General features: G+C 67.5%; 20 protein-coding genes. 9 read left to right on the top strand and 11 right to left on the bottom strand.

Features of this window, described 5'->3' with window-relative positions:
- Positions 1–92: 92 nt before the first annotated feature.
- The 3 genes from dapA to FF090_RS12095 all read right to left on the bottom strand — a co-directional run bounded on the left by dapA (position 93) and on the right by FF090_RS12095 (position 2,869).
- Entirely contained in the window at positions 93–974 is an 882-nt protein-coding gene (dapA, locus tag FF090_RS12105; protein ID WP_138856967.1) for a 4-hydroxy-tetrahydrodipicolinate synthase, read from the bottom strand.
- Positions 971–1,561, bottom strand: coding sequence for a class I SAM-dependent methyltransferase (locus FF090_RS12100; protein WP_138856966.1), 591 nt, complete (start codon positions 1,559–1,561; stop codon positions 971–973). Before FF090_RS12100 ends, dapA begins: the two co-directional genes overlap by 4 nt.
- 102 nt (positions 1,562–1,663) lie before the next feature.
- Positions 1,664–2,869, bottom strand: coding sequence for an MFS transporter (locus FF090_RS12095; RefSeq protein ID WP_138856965.1), 1,206 nt, complete (start codon positions 2,867–2,869; stop codon positions 1,664–1,666).
- Positions 2,870–2,922: 53 nt separating this feature from the next.
- Between FF090_RS12095 and FF090_RS12090 the strand changes: the two genes are divergently transcribed.
- From FF090_RS12090 to FF090_RS12075, 4 genes are read left to right on the top strand one after another with little or no spacing between them, the layout of a single operon-like run.
- Positions 2,923–4,878 (top strand): DNA topoisomerase IV subunit B, encoded by a 1,956-nt coding sequence (locus tag FF090_RS12090; protein ID WP_138856964.1) that lies wholly within the window; start codon positions 2,923–2,925, stop codon positions 4,876–4,878.
- Positions 4,878–5,915, top strand: a complete 1,038-nt coding sequence (locus FF090_RS12085; RefSeq protein ID WP_138856963.1) for a S66 family peptidase — start codon at positions 4,878–4,880, stop codon at positions 5,913–5,915. The genes FF090_RS12090 and FF090_RS12085 overlap by 1 nt, the downstream gene beginning before the upstream one ends.
- Positions 5,912–6,418, top strand: coding sequence for a GNAT family N-acetyltransferase (locus FF090_RS12080; RefSeq protein WP_138856962.1), 507 nt, complete (start codon positions 5,912–5,914; stop codon positions 6,416–6,418). Before FF090_RS12085 ends, FF090_RS12080 begins: the two co-directional genes overlap by 4 nt.
- Entirely contained in the window at positions 6,411–6,920 is a 510-nt protein-coding gene (locus tag FF090_RS12075; RefSeq protein ID WP_138856961.1) for a GNAT family N-acetyltransferase, read from the top strand. The genes FF090_RS12080 and FF090_RS12075 overlap by 8 nt, the downstream gene beginning before the upstream one ends.
- Here FF090_RS12075 and FF090_RS12070 read toward each other — a convergent pair.
- On the bottom strand, positions 6,874–7,647 hold the full coding sequence (locus FF090_RS12070; RefSeq protein ID WP_138856960.1) for a type 1 glutamine amidotransferase domain-containing protein: 774 nt from the start codon (positions 7,645–7,647) through the stop codon (positions 6,874–6,876). The genes FF090_RS12075 and FF090_RS12070 overlap by 47 nt on opposite strands.
- A gap of 76 nt (positions 7,648–7,723) precedes the next feature.
- Here FF090_RS12070 and parC point away from each other — a divergent pair, with 76 nt between their 5' ends.
- Together parC and FF090_RS12060 are read left to right on the top strand one after the other, a co-directional pair.
- The gene (parC, locus tag FF090_RS12065) at positions 7,724–10,069 is read left to right on the top strand and encodes a DNA topoisomerase IV subunit A (RefSeq protein WP_138858372.1); all 2,346 of its coding nucleotides are present in this window, start codon (positions 7,724–7,726) and stop codon (positions 10,067–10,069) included.
- A gap of 7 nt (positions 10,070–10,076) precedes the next feature.
- On the top strand, positions 10,077–10,355 hold the full coding sequence (locus tag FF090_RS12060; protein WP_138856959.1) for a DUF427 domain-containing protein: 279 nt from the start codon (positions 10,077–10,079) through the stop codon (positions 10,353–10,355).
- A gap of 29 nt (positions 10,356–10,384) precedes the next feature.
- On the opposite strand, the gene FF090_RS12055 is transcribed toward FF090_RS12060, so the two are convergent.
- Positions 10,385–11,014 carry a GGDEF domain-containing protein gene (locus FF090_RS12055; protein WP_175423633.1) on the bottom strand — a complete coding sequence of 210 codons (630 nt, stop codon included), beginning with the start codon at positions 11,012–11,014 and terminating at the stop codon, positions 10,385–10,387.
- Between the two features lie 139 nt (positions 11,015–11,153).
- Here FF090_RS12055 and FF090_RS12050 point away from each other — a divergent pair, with 139 nt between their 5' ends.
- Positions 11,154–11,849, top strand: coding sequence for a Crp/Fnr family transcriptional regulator (locus FF090_RS12050; protein WP_175423632.1), 696 nt, complete (start codon positions 11,154–11,156; stop codon positions 11,847–11,849).
- A 12-nt stretch (positions 11,850–11,861) separates the two neighbouring features.
- Here FF090_RS12050 and FF090_RS19275 read toward each other — a convergent pair whose 3' ends face one another.
- Positions 11,862–12,038 carry a hypothetical protein gene (locus tag FF090_RS19275; protein ID WP_175423631.1) on the bottom strand — a complete coding sequence of 59 codons (177 nt, stop codon included), beginning with the start codon at positions 12,036–12,038 and terminating at the stop codon, positions 11,862–11,864.
- Positions 12,039–12,213: 175 nt separating this feature from the next.
- Here FF090_RS19275 and FF090_RS12045 point away from each other — a divergent pair, with 175 nt between their 5' ends.
- Both FF090_RS12045 and FF090_RS12040 read left to right on the top strand, forming a co-directional pair.
- Entirely contained in the window at positions 12,214–14,238 is a 2,025-nt protein-coding gene (locus FF090_RS12045; protein WP_138856957.1) for a M13 family metallopeptidase, read from the top strand.
- 18 nt (positions 14,239–14,256) lie between these two features.
- Complete coding sequence (locus FF090_RS12040; protein WP_138856956.1) at positions 14,257–14,997, top strand: SDR family oxidoreductase; 741 nt, start codon at positions 14,257–14,259, stop codon at positions 14,995–14,997.
- On the opposite strand, the gene FF090_RS12035 is transcribed toward FF090_RS12040, so the two are convergent.
- From FF090_RS12035 to FF090_RS12015, 5 genes are all read right to left on the bottom strand, one after another.
- Positions 14,998–15,369: a VOC family protein gene (locus tag FF090_RS12035; protein WP_138856955.1), complete on the bottom strand. Its 372-nt coding sequence runs from the start codon at positions 15,367–15,369 to the stop codon at positions 14,998–15,000. It lies immediately after the preceding gene.
- 7 nt (positions 15,370–15,376) lie between these two features.
- Positions 15,377–15,829: a hypothetical protein gene (locus FF090_RS12030; RefSeq protein WP_138856954.1), complete on the bottom strand. Its 453-nt coding sequence runs from the start codon at positions 15,827–15,829 to the stop codon at positions 15,377–15,379.
- Entirely contained in the window at positions 15,826–16,353 is a 528-nt protein-coding gene (locus tag FF090_RS12025; RefSeq protein WP_246071401.1) for an SAM-dependent methyltransferase, read from the bottom strand. The genes FF090_RS12030 and FF090_RS12025 overlap by 4 nt, the downstream gene beginning before the upstream one ends.
- Positions 16,354–16,359: 6 nt before the next feature.
- Complete coding sequence (locus FF090_RS12020; protein ID WP_138856953.1) at positions 16,360–16,863, bottom strand: GNAT family N-acetyltransferase; 504 nt, start codon at positions 16,861–16,863, stop codon at positions 16,360–16,362.
- A 160-nt stretch (positions 16,864–17,023) separates the two neighbouring features.
- Positions 17,024–17,308, bottom strand: coding sequence for a hypothetical protein (locus tag FF090_RS12015; protein WP_138856952.1), 285 nt, complete (start codon positions 17,306–17,308; stop codon positions 17,024–17,026).
- Positions 17,309–17,478 lie beyond the last annotated feature (170 nt).

The raw sequence follows: 17,478 nt of genomic DNA, 5'->3' as shown, positions 1-17,478 counted from the left end.
GCAATCCTGACAATTCGAAAGGGGTGGATTAGAGCAGGCCGCGCTGCGCAGCACGCGGCATTAGAGCAGGCCGGGCGGTGTGGCGCGCCGGATTAGAGCAGGCCCGCTTCACGCATCGCTGGCTCAACGCGGTCTTGGCCTGCCGCACTCAATGGCAAAACAGGCAGACGCACGGTGTCGCTGATCAGGCCCAGGCGCTTGAGTGCCCATTTGGTCGGGGCGGGGCTGGGCTCGCAAAACAGCTGTTTGTGCAGGTCCAGGAGTTGAAATTGGCGTTGCGCAGCCGGGGCGGCTTGGCCGGCGAGCGCGGCGTCGCAGAGCGCACGCATTGCTTTGGGCGCCACATTGCTGGTCACGCTCACCACGCCGTGCCCACCCAGCAGCATCATGGCCACGGCGGTGCCATCGTCGCCGCTGTAGATCGAGAAGCCCTTGGGGGCGCGCTTGATCAGCTGGGCTGCGCGCTCGATGTCGCCGCTGGCTTCCTTGACGCCGAACACGTTCGGCAGCTCAGCGCAGCGCAGGGTCGTCTCGACCGACATATCGGCCACCGTGCGACCGGGCACGTTGTAGAGCATCAGCGGCAACTCGGTGGCTTCGGCCAGCGCCTTGTAGTGCTGGTAGATGCCTTCCTGGCTGGGCTTGTTGTAGTAGGGCACGACGCTGAGTTGGGCGTCGGCCCCCACGGCCAGCGCGTGGCGGGCCAGATGGATGGCTTCGCGGGTGTTGTTCGAGCCCGTACCTGCCAGCACCGGCACGCGACCGGCCACATGCTCCACCGTCACGCGGATGATCTCGCAATGTTCGTCGGTGCTGACCGTGGGCGACTCGCCCGTGGTGCCCACCACGCCGATGCACTGGGTGCCCTCGGCGATTTGCCAATCGATCAGGCGCTTGAGGGCGGGGTAGTCGACGCTGCCGTCGGCCTGCATGGGGGTGACCAGGGCGACGATGCTGCCGGTAATCGGTTTCATTCGGGAACTCTTGGAAAGGCCGGGGATTCTAGAAGCGCCGCTGACTGCGCTTGAGCGGGCTCCAGGGCGCGCGCGGCAACGCGTTGAATTCGAGTGCCGTTGACGATGCCGTCTTCGTAAGCGAGCACATGCAGCTTGCCCTGGCACAGAGTCAGCAACTCTCCAGGCCGAAGCAGAAAGTCCGGGTTGCGGGGGCGCCCCAACCGTTCCTGACCCAGGGCAAAGGTTTCATAGATCAACCAACCGCCGGGCGCCACCAGGCTCAGCAGCTCGGGCAGGCGCGGCCGCCACAAGTAGTTGCACACCAGCACCAGGTCGAAATGGCGTCCCACCAGGGGCCATGGGCCGCTCTCCAGGTCGGCACACAGGGCCTCCATGCTCGCGGGCAACTGGGCCAGGGCCTGGGCGTCGCGGTCGACCCCGGTCACCTTCAGCCCTTGCTGCAGTAGCGCGCGGCTGTTGCGTCCGCCGCCGCAGGCCAGGTCCAGTGCGGTCTGCCCCGCTTGGAGTTGGGGCAGCCAGCGGCGCAGCCAGCCGGAGGGCGGCGTGAGAGCGGGCGTGGACTCAGAAACAGCTGCGAACGGCATCGGCAAGACGGTGCATCAATGTGGGGTCGGACCAGCCCAGCCAGGCCAGACCGATCAGGGCTAAACCGGCGAGCAGGGCGGCAGTGCGTTTCATGCCGGGCTTCACGCGGCTTGGGTGCGCGCCAGGGGCTGTTCGCGCACGGGCAAATTGGCCAAGGCGGCCGCCAGCCCTAAGCCCACAGCGATCCACCACACCAGTTGGTAGGAGCCGGTGCGCTCAAACAGCCAGCCCCCCAGCCAGACGCCAGTGAAGCTGCCGACCTGGTGGCTGAAGAACACCAGGCCGCCCAGCATGGACAGATTGGCCACGCCGAAGATCTGCGCCACCGTGGCATTGGTGGGAGGCACGGTCGACAGCCACAGCAGGCCCATGGCGGCCGCAAACACATAGGTGCTGGCTGGCGTCAGCGGCAATAGCAAGAAGGCGGTGAGCGCCAGCGCCCGGGCGCTGTAGATGCCGGCCAGTAAATAGCGTTTGGGCCAGCGCTGACCCAGCTGCCCGGCGGCATAGCTGCCCACGATATTGGTCAGGCCAATCAGTGCCAGCGCATAGCTGCCCACCTGGGCGGGCAGGCCTTGGTCCTTCAAGTAGGAAGGCAGGTGAACGCCGATGAAAGAGAGCTGAAAGCCGCAGACAAAGTAGCCCGCCATCAGCCAGCGAAAGCTTGGGGAGCCCAGGGCCTCATCCAGCGCCAGCTTGGCGCTCCGCAACGTAACGGCCTGGGTCGTGGCTCGCGCCGGCTCGCGCAGGCCCAGGGTGGCGGGGATCATCAGCAGCACCAGGCCGGCCACGATCCACAGACTGGGCTGCCAGCCAAAGTGCTCGATCAGCTGGTGTTCCAGCGGCAGCAGGGCGAACTGGCCGAAGCTGCCGGCGCTGGCCACCACGCCCATGGCCCAACTGCGCCGCGCCGGGTCGAGCTGGCGGCCGATCACCCCGTAGACCACGGCATAGGTGGTGCCGGACTGTGCCGCGCCAATCAGCAGCCCGCCGGCCAGCACAAAGGCCCAGACCGAGTCGGCCGCCGACATGCCGATCAGCCCCAGGGCATACAGCAAGGCGCCCAGCAACACAGGGCGCACCGCCCCCACGCGGTCGGCCCACAGGCCCGTCAGCGGCCCAAAAGCGCCCCAGGCCAGGTTTTGCACCGCCAGGGCTAGCGCGAAGTCTTCTCGCGTCCAGCCGCGCTCCAGGGTGACGGGCTGCAGCCACAAGCCGAAACCATGGCGAATGCCCATGGCCAGGCTGACGATGGCGGCGCCGCAGAGCAGGATTTGGGCCGCGCTGGGGCGCTGGGAGGGATTCATGGGGGTGGATTTTGCGAGCTTCCTAGAATCCGCGCCCCTCAGTCTGAATTGCTATGGCCTCCACTCCTACCTACGGCGAAGCCTCGATCCGCGTTCTGAAGGGCCTGGAGCCCGTCAAACAGCGCCCGGGCATGTACACCCGCACCGACAACCCCCTGCACATCATTCAGGAGGTGCTGGACAACGCGGCCGACGAGGCCTTGGCGGGCTTTGGCAAGCGCATCGCGCTGACCCTGCACACGGATGGATCGGTGTCGGTCGAGGACGACGGCCGTGGCATTCCCTTCGGCCTGCACCCGGAAGAAGGCGTGCCGGTGGTGGAGATCGTCTTCACCCGGCTGCACGCGGGCGGCAAGTTCGACAAGGGCGCGGGCGGTGCCTACAGCTTCAGCGGCGGCCTGCACGGCGTGGGGGTGTCGGTGACCAACGCACTGGCCAAGCGCCTGGAGGTGACCGTGCAGCGCGAGGGCCAGGTGGCCAGCATCGTCTTTTCCCACGGCGATGTGATCCAGCCGGTGAGCGTGCAGCCCGGCGCCCCGCGCAAGCAGGGCACGCGGGTGCGGGTTTGGCCCGAGGCCAAGTACTTCGACGCGCCTGAGCTGCCGCGCGGCGAACTCGTCCATCTGCTGCGCAGCAAGGCCGTGCTGATGCCGGGGGTGACGGTCACGCTCACCGATGAAAAGAAGGGGGAGACCCAGACCTGGCTTTACAAGGGCGGCCTGCGCGAGTATCTGCAGGGCGCGCTGAACGCCGAGCCCCTGATCGAGCTCTTCGAGGGCGCCCATTACGCCAAGGCCAGCGACACCGAGAACTTTGCCGAGGGCGAGGGCGCGGCCTGGTGCGTGGCCTTCACGGAAGAGGCCGCCAGCCAGCGCGAGAGCTATGTGAACCTCATCCCCACCGTGGCCGGCGGCACGCACGAGGCGGGGCTGAAGGACGGCATGTTCCAGGCCGTCAAGACCTTTATCGAACTGCATTCCCTGCTTCCCAAGGGCGTGAAGCTGATGCCCGAGGACTTGTTCAGCCGCGCCAGCTTTGTGCTCTCGGCCAAGGTGCTGGACCCGCAGTTCCAGGGCCAGACCAAGGAACGCCTGAACAGCCGCGATGCCCTGCGCTTGGTGGCCGGCTATGTGCGCCCGGCGCTGGAGCTGTGGCTGTCCCAGCATGTGGAGGCCGGCAAGAAGCTGGCCGAGCTGGTCATCAAGCAGGCCCAGAGCCGCCAGCGCGCTGCGCAGAAGGTGGAAAAGCGCAAGGGCAGTGGCGTGGCCGTGCTGCCCGGCAAGCTGACCGACTGCGAGAGCCGCGATCTGAATGTGAACGAGCTCTTCCTGGTCGAGGGCGATAGCGCCGGGGGCAGTGCCAAGATGGGCCGCAACAAGGAAACCCAGGCCATCCTGCCGCTGCGCGGCAAGGTGCTCAACACCTGGGAGGTCGAGCGCGACCTGCTGTTCAAGAACACCGAGGTGCACGACATCGCGGTGGCCATCGGCGTCGACCCCCATGGGCCGAACGACAACGCCGACCTCAGCGGTCTGCGCTACGGCAAGGTCTGCATCCTGTCGGACGCCGATGTGGACGGTGCCCACATCCAGGTGCTGCTGCTGACGCTGTTCCAGAAGCACTTCCCGCAGTTGGTGCAGGCCGGCAATGTCTATGTGGCGCGCCCGCCCTTGTTCCGGGTGGACGCCCCGGCGCGCGGCAAAAAGCCGCCGGTGAAGATGTATGCGCTGGACGAGGGGGAGCAGCACGCCATCCTGGACAAGCTGCGCAAGGAAGGCGCCCGCGAAGGCAGCTGGACCATCAGCCGCTTTAAGGGCCTGGGCGAGATGAGCGCCGAGCAGCTCTGGGACACCACGCTCAACCCCGACACCCGCCGCCTGCTGCGCGTGGACGTGCCCGATGCCGAGGCCGTAAGCGGCGTGCTGACCCAGCTGATGGGCCGCAACGAAGCGGCCGCGCGGCGCGATCTGATGGAGCGCCTGGGCGACGCGGTGGAAGTGGACATTTGATGACTGAAGCCTTTCGCTGGCCCGCTCCCCTCAAGGCGGGTGATACGGTCTTCGTGACTGCGCCCTCGGCCGGCGTGCCGCCTCTATTGCACGCTCGGCTGGATCTGGCCCTCCAGCGTCTGCGCGCCCAGGGTTGGCGGGTGGAGGAGGGCCGCTGCCTGCGTCAAAGCCGGCACCAGGTCAGCGCCCCGGCGCCCGAGCGCGCGGCGGAGTGGCAGGGCGCCTTGCTGAATCCGGACTACCAAGCGGTGCTGGCTCCTTGGGGGGGCGAGCGCGCCATCGAGTTGCTGCCCCATCTGGACTTTGAACGCCTGCGCGCGGCCCCGCCCAAATGGGTCAGCGGCTTTTCGGACCTGAGCACGCTCTACCTGCCCCTGAGCCTGTGTGCGCGCTGGGTCACGCTGCATGGGCCCAATCTGATGGAGCTGGGCGACGCCGAACTCAACCCCACCACGGCCGGCCTGTTGCAGGCCTTGACGCTTGAGCCGTCCGAACCTTGGGTTCAGCATCCCAGTGCGGCCTTTCGCCAGGGGGCGGGAGCCAATTGGCGAGAAGAGCCGACGGCTTCTCTGCGCACGGACACTCCCACCTGCTGGCGCTTGCTGCGGGAAGACATGCCGCGCCGCGCCCAAGGGCGGCTCATCGGCGGGTGTTTGGAAACCGTCTCCCGCCTGGCGGGCACGCGCTACGCGCCGCTTCAAGCGGGCGGCCCCTGGTTGCTTTACCTGGAAGCCTGCGAGGCCGCGCCCTATGAAGTGGCGCGCACCCTGCACAGCCTGGCCCTGCACGGCTGGTTCGCGCCGCAGCAGCTCGCCGGCCTGTTGATCGGCCGCAGCAGCGCGCTTGAGCAGACCGAGGACGGCTACTCGGGCTGGAGCGCGCTGGAGGATGTGCTGCGCGATTTCACCGGCCCGGTGGTGATGGACATGGACATCGGCCACCGCCCGCCGCAGATCACCCTGGCCAATGGCGCCTGGGCCGAGATCTGCATGGAAGAAGGCGCGCAAGGCTTGGTCCAGCACTGGAGACCTGCATGAGCCCCCGCCTGCGCCCCACCATGCTCAGCGACCTTGAATGGGTGGTGGGTGTGGAGCAGGACGGCGCCAACCGGCCCTTCATCACCCCCTGGGAGCGCACCCAGCACGAAGGTGCCGTCCGCTTCCCGGACAGCCGCCACTTCATCATCGAAGGGCCGGACCGGACGCGTCTGGGCTTTGTCATCCTGCAAGGCTGCCGCAATCCGAACGGTTCGTTGGAGCTCAAGCGCTTGGTGTTGCAGCCGCAAGTCCAGGGCCAAGGCCTGGGCCGGGCCTGCTTGCGCCAGCTCAAGGCCCTGGCCTTCTCCCAGTTCAAGGCGCATCGCTTTTGGTTCGATGTGCGGGCCTTGAACGCCCGTGCGCTCAAGCTCTATCAGAGCGAAGGCTTTGTCGAGGAGGGGCGGCTGCGGGAGTCGGTGCGATTGCCGGATGGCGGCTATGACAGCCTGGTCGTGATGTCCATGCTGGCGCAGGAGTTCCAAGGTCCGCTCGCCCATGCTTGAGGTGCGCACTGCGGTTCCCGGCGACGCGCAAGCCTTGCTGGCGCTGCGCAACCACTACATCGCGCACTCTTTTGCAAGCTTTGACGAGCAGCCGCTGAGCCTGGAGGCGGTCGAGCGTTGGATGGAAGGCTACGCCCCGGCGGGGCCGCATCGCCTGTGGGTGGCGGTGCAGGGCGATGCATTGCGGGGCTATGCCTGCAGCCAGCGCTACCGCGATCACCCGGCCTTCGCACGCACCATCGAGACCAGCATTTATGTGGCGCCGGAGGGTGCTGGGCAGGGTGTGGGCTCGGCGCTCTACACCCGCTTGTTCGAGTCCATCCAGGGGCAGGGCCTGCACACAGCCGTCGTCGGCATTGCCCTGCCCAATGCCGCCTCGGTGGCGCTGCATCGGCGCTTTGGCTTCGAAGAGGTGGGCGTATTCCGCGAGTACGCCTTCAAGAGCGGGCGGGCGCTCAGCTCGCTGTGGATGCAGCGTTGCTTGGGCGCAGCAAGGGGCTGAATAGCTGCACCATGCGGTGCAAATCTCCGGGCCAGCGGCCGGTGACCCAATTTCCATCCTGCTGCGCGAAGCCGCGCCCTTCCTGCCCGGGGGCGTCGCGGGCGATGGGCAAGGGGCCGGGCTCGAACAGGGTGGGCTCGCCCAGCGCGGCGGTGACCTCGGCCTGCACCGTCTGCGGGTAGGTGCGGTAGTAGTCGCCCAACCAGGCGCGGGTCAGCCACCAGGCGGCCAATTCCTGGCGCGCCAGCAGGGCGGTGACACGCCGGCCGGCCAACACCGAACGGCCCTGCGCGTCCCGGCTGCGCGCGGCCAGCACCACGCCGTGGCAGACGGCGGCCAAGGGCCGGCCCGCCTGCGCGTGGCGGGCCACCAAGGCCTGGAGCATCGGGCTTTCCAGGTATTCGCGCATGCCCTGGGCATGCCCGCCAGCCAGCCAGAGGGCGTCGAAGTCCTGGTCCTGCAGCGCGCTCCAGGCCAGGGGCCGTTGGAAGGCCGGGTCGGCGCGCAGCGCCTCATGGGTGGCGCGGGCTCGGGCGTCGGCCGCCAGCAGGCCCTTGAAAGGTCCCAGGCCTTGGCCACTGAGCATGCGCAGGTCGGCCTGGGCGGGACGGCCATCGGGCGTGGCGAACACGCAAATGTGGCCCTGCTCACGCAGCAGCTGCCAGGGGATCGCCACCTCGCTGGGGTCGTGATCCTGACGGGGTAAGGGAATCAATAGGCGGGCCATCCCATGATTGTGGCGGCCGGCTTGGCGACAATGCGCGCCCTTCGAGGAAGAACCCATGCCCGAGCAGTTGAGCCTGATGAATGAGATGGAGCCCCCCCGCAACACGAATGGGGGGGGCGATGGCGGCGCCGAAGACAGCGGCGACGCCCTGCTGCTCGGTGAGTACGCCCAGCGCGCCTATCTGGAGTACGCCCTTTCGGTCGTGAAGGGCCGCGCCCTGCCGGTGGTGACGGACGGGCAAAAGCCGGTGCAGCGGCGCATCGTCTACTCGATGTTCCGCATGGGCCTGGCCTGGGCCGGGGCCAATGGGGCCAAGCCGGTCAAGAGCGCGCGCGTGGTCGGTGATGTGCTGGGTCGCTTTCACCCGCACGGCGACCAAGCCGCCTACGACGCCCTGGTGCGCATGGCGCAGGACTTCGCACAGCGCTACCCGCTGGTGGACGGCCAGGGCAACTTCGGCTCGCGCGACGGCGACGGCGCGGCCGCCATGCGCTACACCGAGGCCCGCCTGACCCCCTTGGCCCGGCTCTTGATGGAGGAGCTGGACGAGGGCACGGTGGACTTCACGCCCAATTACGACGGCAGCACGGAAGAACCCAAGGAGCTGCCGGCGCGTCTGCCCTTCGTGCTGCTCAATGGCGCCAGCGGCATCGCCGTGGGCATGGCCACCGAGGTGCCCAGCCACAACCTGGCTGAGGTGGCCGCCGCCGCCGTGGCCCTGCTGCGCAATCCGCAGCTGCCCGATGATGAACTCTTCGCGGCCATCCCCGGCCCCGACTTCCCCGGTGGCGCTCAGATCATCTCCAGCCCCGACGACATCCGCGCGGCCTATGCCACGGGGCGAGGCAGCCTGAAGCTGCGCGCGCGTTGGAAGGTGGAAGAGCTGGCGCGTGGTCAATGGCAGCTGGTCATCACCGAACTGCCCCACGGCGTGTCCAGCCAGAAGGTCTTGGAGGAGATTGAGGAGATCTCCAACCCCAAGGTCAAGACCGGCAAGAAGGCCGTGACACCTGAGCAATTGCAGCTGAAGAACACCCTGCTGGCGGTGCTGGACGGCGTGCGCGACGAGAGCAGCAAGGACGCCGCCGTGCGCCTGGTGTTCGAGCCCAAGAGCCGCACGGTGAGCGAGGCCGATCTGACCCAGGTGCTGCTGGCCCACACCAGCCTGGAGACCAGCAGCCCCATCAACCTGACCATGGTGGGCCTGGACGGCAAGCCGGTGCAGAAGAACCTGCGCCAGATCCTGGCCGAGTGGCTGGCCTTCCGCCAGACCACGGTGCAGCGCCGCAGCCAGCACCGTCTGCAAAAGGCCGAGGACCGCATCCACATCCTCGAAGGTCGGCAGATCGTGCTGCTGAACATCGACGAGGTGATCGCCATCATCCGCAATGCGGATGAGCCCAAGCCGGCGCTGATCGAGCGCTTCCGCCTCTCGGACCGCCAGGCCGAGGACATCCTGGAAATCCGCCTGCGGCAGTTGGCTCGGTTGGAAGCGATCAAGATCGAGCAGGAGCTCAAGAACCTGCGCGAAGAAGCCGACAAACTACGCGACATCCTTGGCAACCCCGGTACCCTGAAGCGCTTGTTGATCAAGGAAATCGAGGCGGACGCCAAGCAGTTTGGCGACGCCCGCCGGACCTTGATCCAGGCCGAAAAGCGCGCCGTGGCCGAACTGAAGGTGGTGGACGAGCCCGTCACCGTGGTGCTGAGCCAAAAGGGCTGGGCACGGGCGCTCAAGGGCCATGAGGTTGATGTGAACGGCCTGGCCTTCAAGGCTGGCGATGCGCTCTACGGCGCCTTCAAATGCCGTTCGGTGGACACCCTGATCGCGCTGGGGTCAAGCGGCCGCAGCTACTCGGTGGCGGTGGCGGCCCTGCCGGGTGGGCGCGGCGATGGGGCACCCGTCACCAGCTTGATCGACCTCGAGGCCGGTACCCAGCTGCTGCACTACTTCGCCGGCCCCGCCTCGCAGAGTCTGGTGCTGGCCGGCAGCGGCGGCTTTGGCCTGGTGGCCACGATTGGCGATCTCACGGCTTCCAAGCGTGTGGGCAAGAGCTTCCTGGCTCTGGAGACCGGCGAGTTGCCGCTCAAGCCCGCCCTGGTCTCGCCCGAGCAGCCCAACCTGGCCTGCTTGAGCGATGACGGGCATTTGCTCACCTTCCCGGTCACCGAGCTCAAGCTGCAGCCCAAGGGCGGGCGGGGCCTGACGCTGATGGAGCTGGCCCCCAAGACCAAGCTGCTGGCGGTGAGCTGCTTTGCCGCCGGCCTGCAGCTCACGGGCATTGCGCGCGGCAACAAGCCCAAGGAGGAGCTGTTGCGGCTATCGGGCCTGGCGGCGCACGCGGGCAAACGCGCGCGCAAGGGCAAGGCGGTTGAGGGCTTCAAGGACGTGACGGGCATCGCCCCGGGGATCAAGGAGTGAAGCGGGAATGAAAGCCATCTGGAAGGGCACCGTGATCGCGGACAGCCCGCACACCGTCGTCATGGACGGCAACCACTACTTCCCCGCCGCCAGTCTCAAGCGGGAACTGACCACCTTCAGCAACCACCGCAGCCGCAATGCCTATGGGGAGGAGCAGTGGCTCAGCCTCTTCGTGAACGGTGACCTGCTGCCCGATGCCGTCTGGTTCTATCCCGCGCCCACTGAGCTGGGTGCGGCGCTCAAGGACCACGTGGCCTTTGTGCAGGCGGTGCAGATCAGCGACTGAGCCGGCGCGCGAGCGTGTCTCGCCGCGCTCTATCGCTGCGCCGCCGCCACGCCGCCGCCGTCGCGCTTGGCGGCATACATAGCCTGGTCGGCATGGGCGAGCAGCAGCTCCAGGGTGGCGCCGTCGCGTGGGTAGAAGGCCAGGCCGATGCTGGGCCGCACCGAGACCCGGATGCCGCCCAGCTCACAAGGGGCGGCGATCAGGCCGACCAATTGCTGCGCAATGCTCATGGCCCTGGCCTCGCTGTGCAGCTGTGGCAAGAGGCAGAGGAACTCGTCTCCGCCGTGCCGGCTGACCGAGTCGCCGGCGCGCATGGCATGGGTGAGGCGTGCGCCCACGATCTGAAGCAGGCGATCGCCTGCAGCATGGCCCAGCTGGTCGTTGATGGCCTTGAAGCCATCCAGGTCGATGAAGAGCAGGGCGCAGACCTGATCGAGCGGCAGAGGGTCGGCCAGATTGGCGCGGGTCAGGCAGGCAAAGCCCTCGCGGTTGGCCAGGCCGGTCAGGTCGTCGCATTGCGAGCGCTGCCGCGCCAGTTGCTCGCGCGCCCGGGCGGCGCGCAGGGCTTTGCGGGTGGTGGCCAGCACTCGCAGCAGGCGCCGCAGCTGTGTCTTGCTGCAGTCGGTAGTGAGCTTGCTGCGTGGGCTGAATGGGTTCATGGGCGGCTTGGGTTCGAGCGTTTGGCTGGACGACATCCTGACCCTTTGAGGGCAGAGTTTCTGTGCGCTGGCCCACATGCACGCCCGCGAGAAGCGCACTGGCCTTAGGCTTAGGGCCCTTTGCGCAGCCGGCCCGCCCATGCACTCTGACAACGAACTGCTTGCCGCGCTGCCGCTTGAACTGCGCCAGTCCTGGGCTGCGGCGCTCCAGCCGGTAGCGCTGCCCTTGGGCCGTGTGCTCTATGAGTCGGGCATGCGCATGAGCCATCTGATCTTCCCCACCACGGCCATCGTCTCCCTGCTCTATGTGCTGGAAGACGGCGACTCGGCCGAGATCGCGGTGGTGGGGCGTGAGGGGCTGGTGGGGATCTCGCTCTTCATGGGTGGAGAAACCACACCCAGCCGCGCCGTGGTGCAAAGCGCCGGCCAGGGCTGGCGGCTGCGCGCCGACCTGCTGCTGGCCGAGTTCAACCGCGGTGGCGCGCTGATGCATCTGCTGCTGCGCTACACCCAGGCCCTGATCACGCAGATGGCGCAGACGGCAGTCTGCAATCGGCATCACTCGCTCGACCAGCAACTGTGCCGCTGGCTGCTGCTCAGCCTGGATCGCCTGCCGGGCAGCGAGCTGGTGATGACCCAGGAGCTGATCGCGAACATGCTGGGGGTGCGGCGCGAGAGCGTGACCGAGGCGGCCGGCAAGCTGGATGCGGCCGGCCTGATCAGCTACCGCCGGGGGCACATCCAGGTGCTGGACCGCGCCGGCCTGGAAGCTCGCACTTGCGAGTGCTATGCCGTGGTGCGCCGCGAGTACGCCCGGCTGCTGCCGCCGCCCTGAGTGCCCGGTCTCTCAGGCAGGGATTGGAACTGGCATCAGCAGTCCCCACAGGGCCCAAGCCAGGCTGATCAGCAGTAGCGCGCCGCCGATGCGCAACACCCAGCGCCGTTCAGCCGCCAGATAGGCCCTGGCCAGGCGCAAGCGGCTTGGGGCTGGCGCCCCGGGGTGCAGGCGGATCTTGAGTGGCATGACCGTCCTCTCGTCCCGGCACAGGCCGGTGTGGTCTGCAGCCTGCCGGCTGCGTGGTGCCGCGTCGGTACGCCACCCCACACAGATGGGTGACTGAAGGCTGGGGCGGGGCAGGCAGAGACAATCGCCCGCTTTGCTGCGCCGCTGGGCGCCGCTGCCGACATCCATTTCCGCCATGAAGACCCTTACCGCCCTTGCTGCCGTTGTGTTTTGCGGCGCGGCCGCTGCCGCCGACCAGCCCCTGACCAGCCTGCCCTACACCCCCAGCCTGGATCGCAGTGCCATGGACACCTCCGTGGACCCCTGCGAAGACTTCTACCAATACGCCTGCGGCGGCTGGATGAAGAACAACCCCATCCCGGCCGATGAGGCGCGCTGGAGCGTCTACGCCAAGCTGGCCGGCGAGAACCAGCGCTTCCTGTGGGGCATCCTGAACGAGCTGGCCGCCCAGCCCCAGCGCAGCCAACTCGGCGAACACTTTGCCGCCTGCATGAACGAAGAGGCCATCGAGGCGGCCGGCATTCAGCCGCTGCAGCCCTTGCTGGCGCGCATCGCCGCCTTGGAAGATCGCCGCGCGCTGCCGGCCCTGTTGGCCGAGCTGCACCGCAGCGGCGCCATGGGCCGCGCCTTTTTCGGCTTTGCCTCGGGGCAGGACTTTGCCGATGCCACCCAGGTGATCGCCTTTGTCAACGCCGGCGGCCTGGGCCTGCCCGAGCGCGATGCCTACTTCCGCAAGGACAAGCGCTCGGTAGAGATTCGCCAGGCCTATCTGGCGCACATTGAGCGCAGCTTGGGGCTGCTGGGCATTGCGGAACCCAAGGCCGCCGCCCGTCGCGTGTTGGCCGCCGAGACGCAGCTGGCCCAGGCCACCCTCAGCCCGGTGGAGCGCCGCGACCCCTACAAGAGCGCCAACCGCTACCAAGCCGCGCAGTTGCAGGCCCTGACGCCCGGCTTTGACTGGGCCGCCTACCGCCAGGCCCTGGGTGCGCCGGCCGAAATGCCGGTGGTCAACGTCAGCGAGCCCAAGTTCATCCGCGCCTGGGGCCGGCTGCTGCAAAGCCTGCCGCTGGCGGAGCTCAAGACCCTGCTGCGCTGGCAGCTCATCAGCACCCAGGCTCCCTGGTTGAACCAGGCCTGGCGGAGCGAGCACTTCGCCTTCTATGGCAAGACCCTGCAGGGCGTGCCGCAGATGAAGCCGCGCTGGAAGACCTGCGTGCAGTTGGCCGATCAACAGATGGGCGAGGCCCTGGGCCAGGAGTTCGTGCGCCGCAGCTTCAGCCCCGAGCTGAAGGAGGCCGTGGTCAAGATGACCGACCAGATCAAGGCTGTGATGGCCCAGCGCATCGACCAGCTCGACTGGATGAGCGCCGCCACCCGGGCCAAGGCGCATGAAAAGCTGGCCACCATGGTCAACAAAGTCGGCTATCCCGATGTCTGGCGCGACTACAGCGCCTACACCGTCAAGGCGGGTGACTTTCTGGGCAATGCGCAGCGCGGCGCGGCCTTTGAGCTGGCGCGCGACCTGGCCAAGATCGGCAAGCCGCTGGACCGCGGCGAGTGGGGCATGACACCGCAGACGGTGAATGCCTACTACAACGCGCAGATGAACGACATCAACTTCCCGGCCGCCGTGCTGCAGCCGCCGCTCTTTGATGCCAAGCTGGATGACGCGCCCAACTACGGCAACACCGGCGGCACCATCGGCCACGAACTGATCCATGGCTTTGACGACGAAGGCCGGCAGTTCGACGCCAAAGGAGCGTTGAAGGACTGGTGGACCCGCAAAGACGCCAAGGCGTTTGAGAAGCGCGCCTCCTGTGTGAGCAAGCAGTACGCACAGTACGTGGTGGTCGATGACCTCAAGATCAACAGCGCACTCACGCTGGGCGAAGACCTGGCCGACATCGGCGGCCTGGTGCTGGCCATGGAGGCCTGGAAAGCGCACATCGCCAATATGCGCCTCAAGCCCGTGGATGGCCTGACGCCCGAGCAGCGCTTCTTCATCGGCTTTGCCCAGTGGGACTGCAGCCACGCCCGCCCCGAGTACGCCCGCATGCATGCCCGCACCGACCCGCACTCGCCGGGCCGCTACCGCATCAACGGGGTGGCGGTGAACATGCCCGAGTTCGCGCCCGCCTTTGCCTGCAAGCCGGGGCAGAAGATGGTCAAGCCTGAAGCCGAGCAGTGCAAGGTCTGGTAAGCGCTTAAGGCCACCCCCATGCCCAGCATCCTGATCACCGGCGCCAGCGCCGGCATTGGCAGCCAGCTGGCGCGCGAATTTGCCGCGCGCGGCTACGCCCTGGCCCTGACCGCGCGGCGGTTGGACGCGCTACAGGCCCTGCGCGCCGAGCTGCAAGCCCGGCACCCGGGCCTGCGCGTCGAGGTGCGCGCGCTCGATGTCTGCGATGTCGAACAGGTGGCAGCGGTGATGCAGGATCTGGATCAGGCCCTGGGCGGCCTGGACGTGGTGGTGGCCAACGCGGGCATTGCCCCGGTGGCGCGTGTGGGCGCGGGCGAGCTGGCCGCGCAGCTGCAAACCCTGCGCACCAATGTGGAGGGCGCCGTGGCCACCGTGGACGCCGCCGTGGCCCTGATGAAACCGCGCGGCCGGGGCCAGGTGGTGGGCATCTCGTCCGTTGCCGCCTTCAGCGCCTTGCCCAAGCTCGGGGCCTATTGCGCCTCGAAGGCGGCGCTGAGCAGCTACATGGAATGCCTGCGCCGCGAATTGCGCGGCACCGGGCTCAGCGTGACCGTGCTGCACCCTGGCTTCATCGACACCGACCTGAATCGCAAGGCCAAGAGCCGGCCCTTCCTGGTCTCGCTGGAGCAGGGCGGCGCCATCGCTGCACGGCTGATTGAGCGCCGCGTGGCCGATGCCACGGTGCCCTCCCAGCCCTGGGGAGCGATCCGCGCGCTGCAGCGCCTGCTGCCGCGGGCCTTGCTGCGTCGGCTGAGCTGATCAGCCCTTGAATACGGCCTCGATGCGATGGCCGTCGGGGTCGATCACAAAGGCCGCGTAGTAGGTCGGGCCGTAGTCCGGCCGCAAGCCTGGTGCGCCGTTGTCTTGCCCGCCCTGGGCCAGCGCCGCGGCATGGAACGCGTCCACCGCCGCGCGGCTGGGCGCCGCGAAGGCCAAGTGGAATCCTGGCCCCGGCGGCGTGACCGGGTGGCGTAGCTTCAGGCAGAACTGATCCTCATCAGTCACCAAGCCATAGCCAACGGCCGTGGCGGCCTCGAAGACCCGCCGGTAGCCCAGGGCGCCGAGCACCGCGTCGTAGAAAGCGCCGCTGCGGGCGAGATCGGCGGTGGCGAAGGAGAGGTGGTGCAGCATGATGAGCTCAGTCCTGGCTGGGTGTGGCTGCGCTGAGGTCCCTCCAGCGCCGCAGCGCCACCCACACAAAGCAAAGTCCCGCCAGCAGCCAGACCAGCGATGCCGTGATGTCAAAGGCCGTGAGTCGCTCGGGCACCCGGATCAGGAAGGGGATCAGCAGCAGCCCGCGCAGCGTGCACACCAGGGCACTGACGGCCAGGCCGGCCCTGAGCAGGGGCAGGCGCTGCATCAAGCCGGCCGCTGAGAGCGCGAACAGCCCACACATCCCCATCAGGGCACCCACGCCCAAGGCGCCGGCCGGGGCCTCCCAGGTTTGCGCGCGGGCCGAGGCGACCACCCAGGCCGGCGAGGTCAGGAAGGCGTACCAGTCTGGCCCCAGCAGCGGGGCGACCCAATGGATCAGCGTGCCGAAGAAGGCGATGCCCGCGCCGATCAAGGCCGCCAGGCGCACTGAGCTCATTCGCGGCGCAACCAGTACTGCTGCATCAACTCGTGCGACCAGGCCGGCTGACGCACCGCCTCGCGCGGCAGGAACTCCGCCATCACGGGCTTGATATCCAACACCGGCGTGCCGTCGATGGCGTCCAGCTCCGTCACCACCAACTGATTCCCCTCGACGCGCAGCAGGCGGCAGATCGTGATGCCGATGCGGTTGGGGCGGTTCTTGCCGCGCTGGGCAAAGATGCCGACCGCCGGCCAATCGGGGTTGTTGCGCGGGTGGCGTGCGCCGCTGACGATCTTTTCGGGCGCTACCTCGTGGAAGAGGTAGGCGATCTCCACATGGGAGAACGCCGCCAGACCCTGCAGTGCCTCGGGCCCAAAGTTAGGGGCGAGGGTGATCGTGGCTTCTTCACCGCCCCAGAAATCGTCCTCCGCATGAGGGCGTGGGGCGTGGACATGAGCGATGGCTTCGAGGGTGAAGGACATGGTGACGAACTGGGCCTGGGCAGGAGTGAGCGGGGCGCTGCCCGGCACGGCGGGCATTGTGGGTCAGCGTGCGGGAGCGAGTTCCGCCACCTGCAGCGACACCCGCTTTTTCCCCTGCGCCACGCGCTGCTGGCCCACCTCGACAAAGCCCAGTCGGGCATGGAAGGCCTGTGAGGCTGAGTTCGGCGGCTCGATGTCGAACTCGCAGCACAGGCGCTCGGCGTCGCTGGCCTGGGCCTGGGCAAAGGCCGCCGCATAGAGTTGCCGACCCAGGCCCTGGCCCTGCTGGGCCTGGGCCACCACCACGCGGTCGATGTAGAGAAAGCGCGGGTAGCGGGCCTGGAACCAGAGGAAGTTCGGGCTGTCGTAGCGCGCGCCCTCGCGAAAGGCGAGCAGGAAGGCGAGCACCTGCTCGTCGGCCGGATCGGTGAGCACGATGTGCAGGGCCGCTTCCTCGTGCAGGGCCGCCAGACGGGGCGCGTCCAGGGGGCTCAACACCGACTCGGACTCGGTGTTCAGCGCCAGCAGGGCGGGGAAGTCGGCGCGTTGGGTGGGGCGGAGGAGCATGGGGTTGATCAAGGAATCAAGTCCTGAGCCGGAAACCGAGAGGACCAGTCGTCGATCGGTATGACGGTGCTTTGCGCTGATGGCCGTGGATTGCTGAGTGGCGGCGTCTCGCGGGTGGACTTGACTTGAAATTTAAGGCTTGACCTCGGCGCCGCCGAACTCACATTAACCTCCAACCAAAAATCTTTAGCTTGTCAGAAACAACTTGACTGCAGCCCCCCCAACGCTTGCCATCCTCCTCGTGAATCATCACGAGCAGATCCGCATTTGCGCCAGGAATCCTAATTTCGTAATAGTAGCGCCGCTTTGCTGGCGGCTTCTCGAAACCTTGATGACCTGTCGCCAAGTACCACTCGCTTTCAAATTTGAATGCGTCTTCCAGGCTCTTTTCCGCAACACCCGGCGCCACTACCTGCCAGCCATTCGGAATAGACATGTCAATCATCCGGTCGCTCTTCTTAGGAACCAGTCTGGAGTGTTTCGGGAACATCCGAATCCAAACCGAACCGCTTTTAAAGCCACCTGCAGGGGCGCCCGTACACATATCCATGTACAAACCAAAAGGATGCGGCGTTAGTATTTTTTCTCGGACTTCGGCCTCATATCCGTAAAGGC

The sequence above is a fragment of the Inhella inkyongensis genome (assembly GCF_005952805.1).
Classification (GTDB): Bacteria; Pseudomonadota; Gammaproteobacteria; order Burkholderiales; family Burkholderiaceae_C; genus Inhella; species Inhella inkyongensis.
The sequence above is the reverse complement of the archived record's forward strand: the minus strand, read 5'-3'. Positions and strand labels throughout refer to the sequence as shown.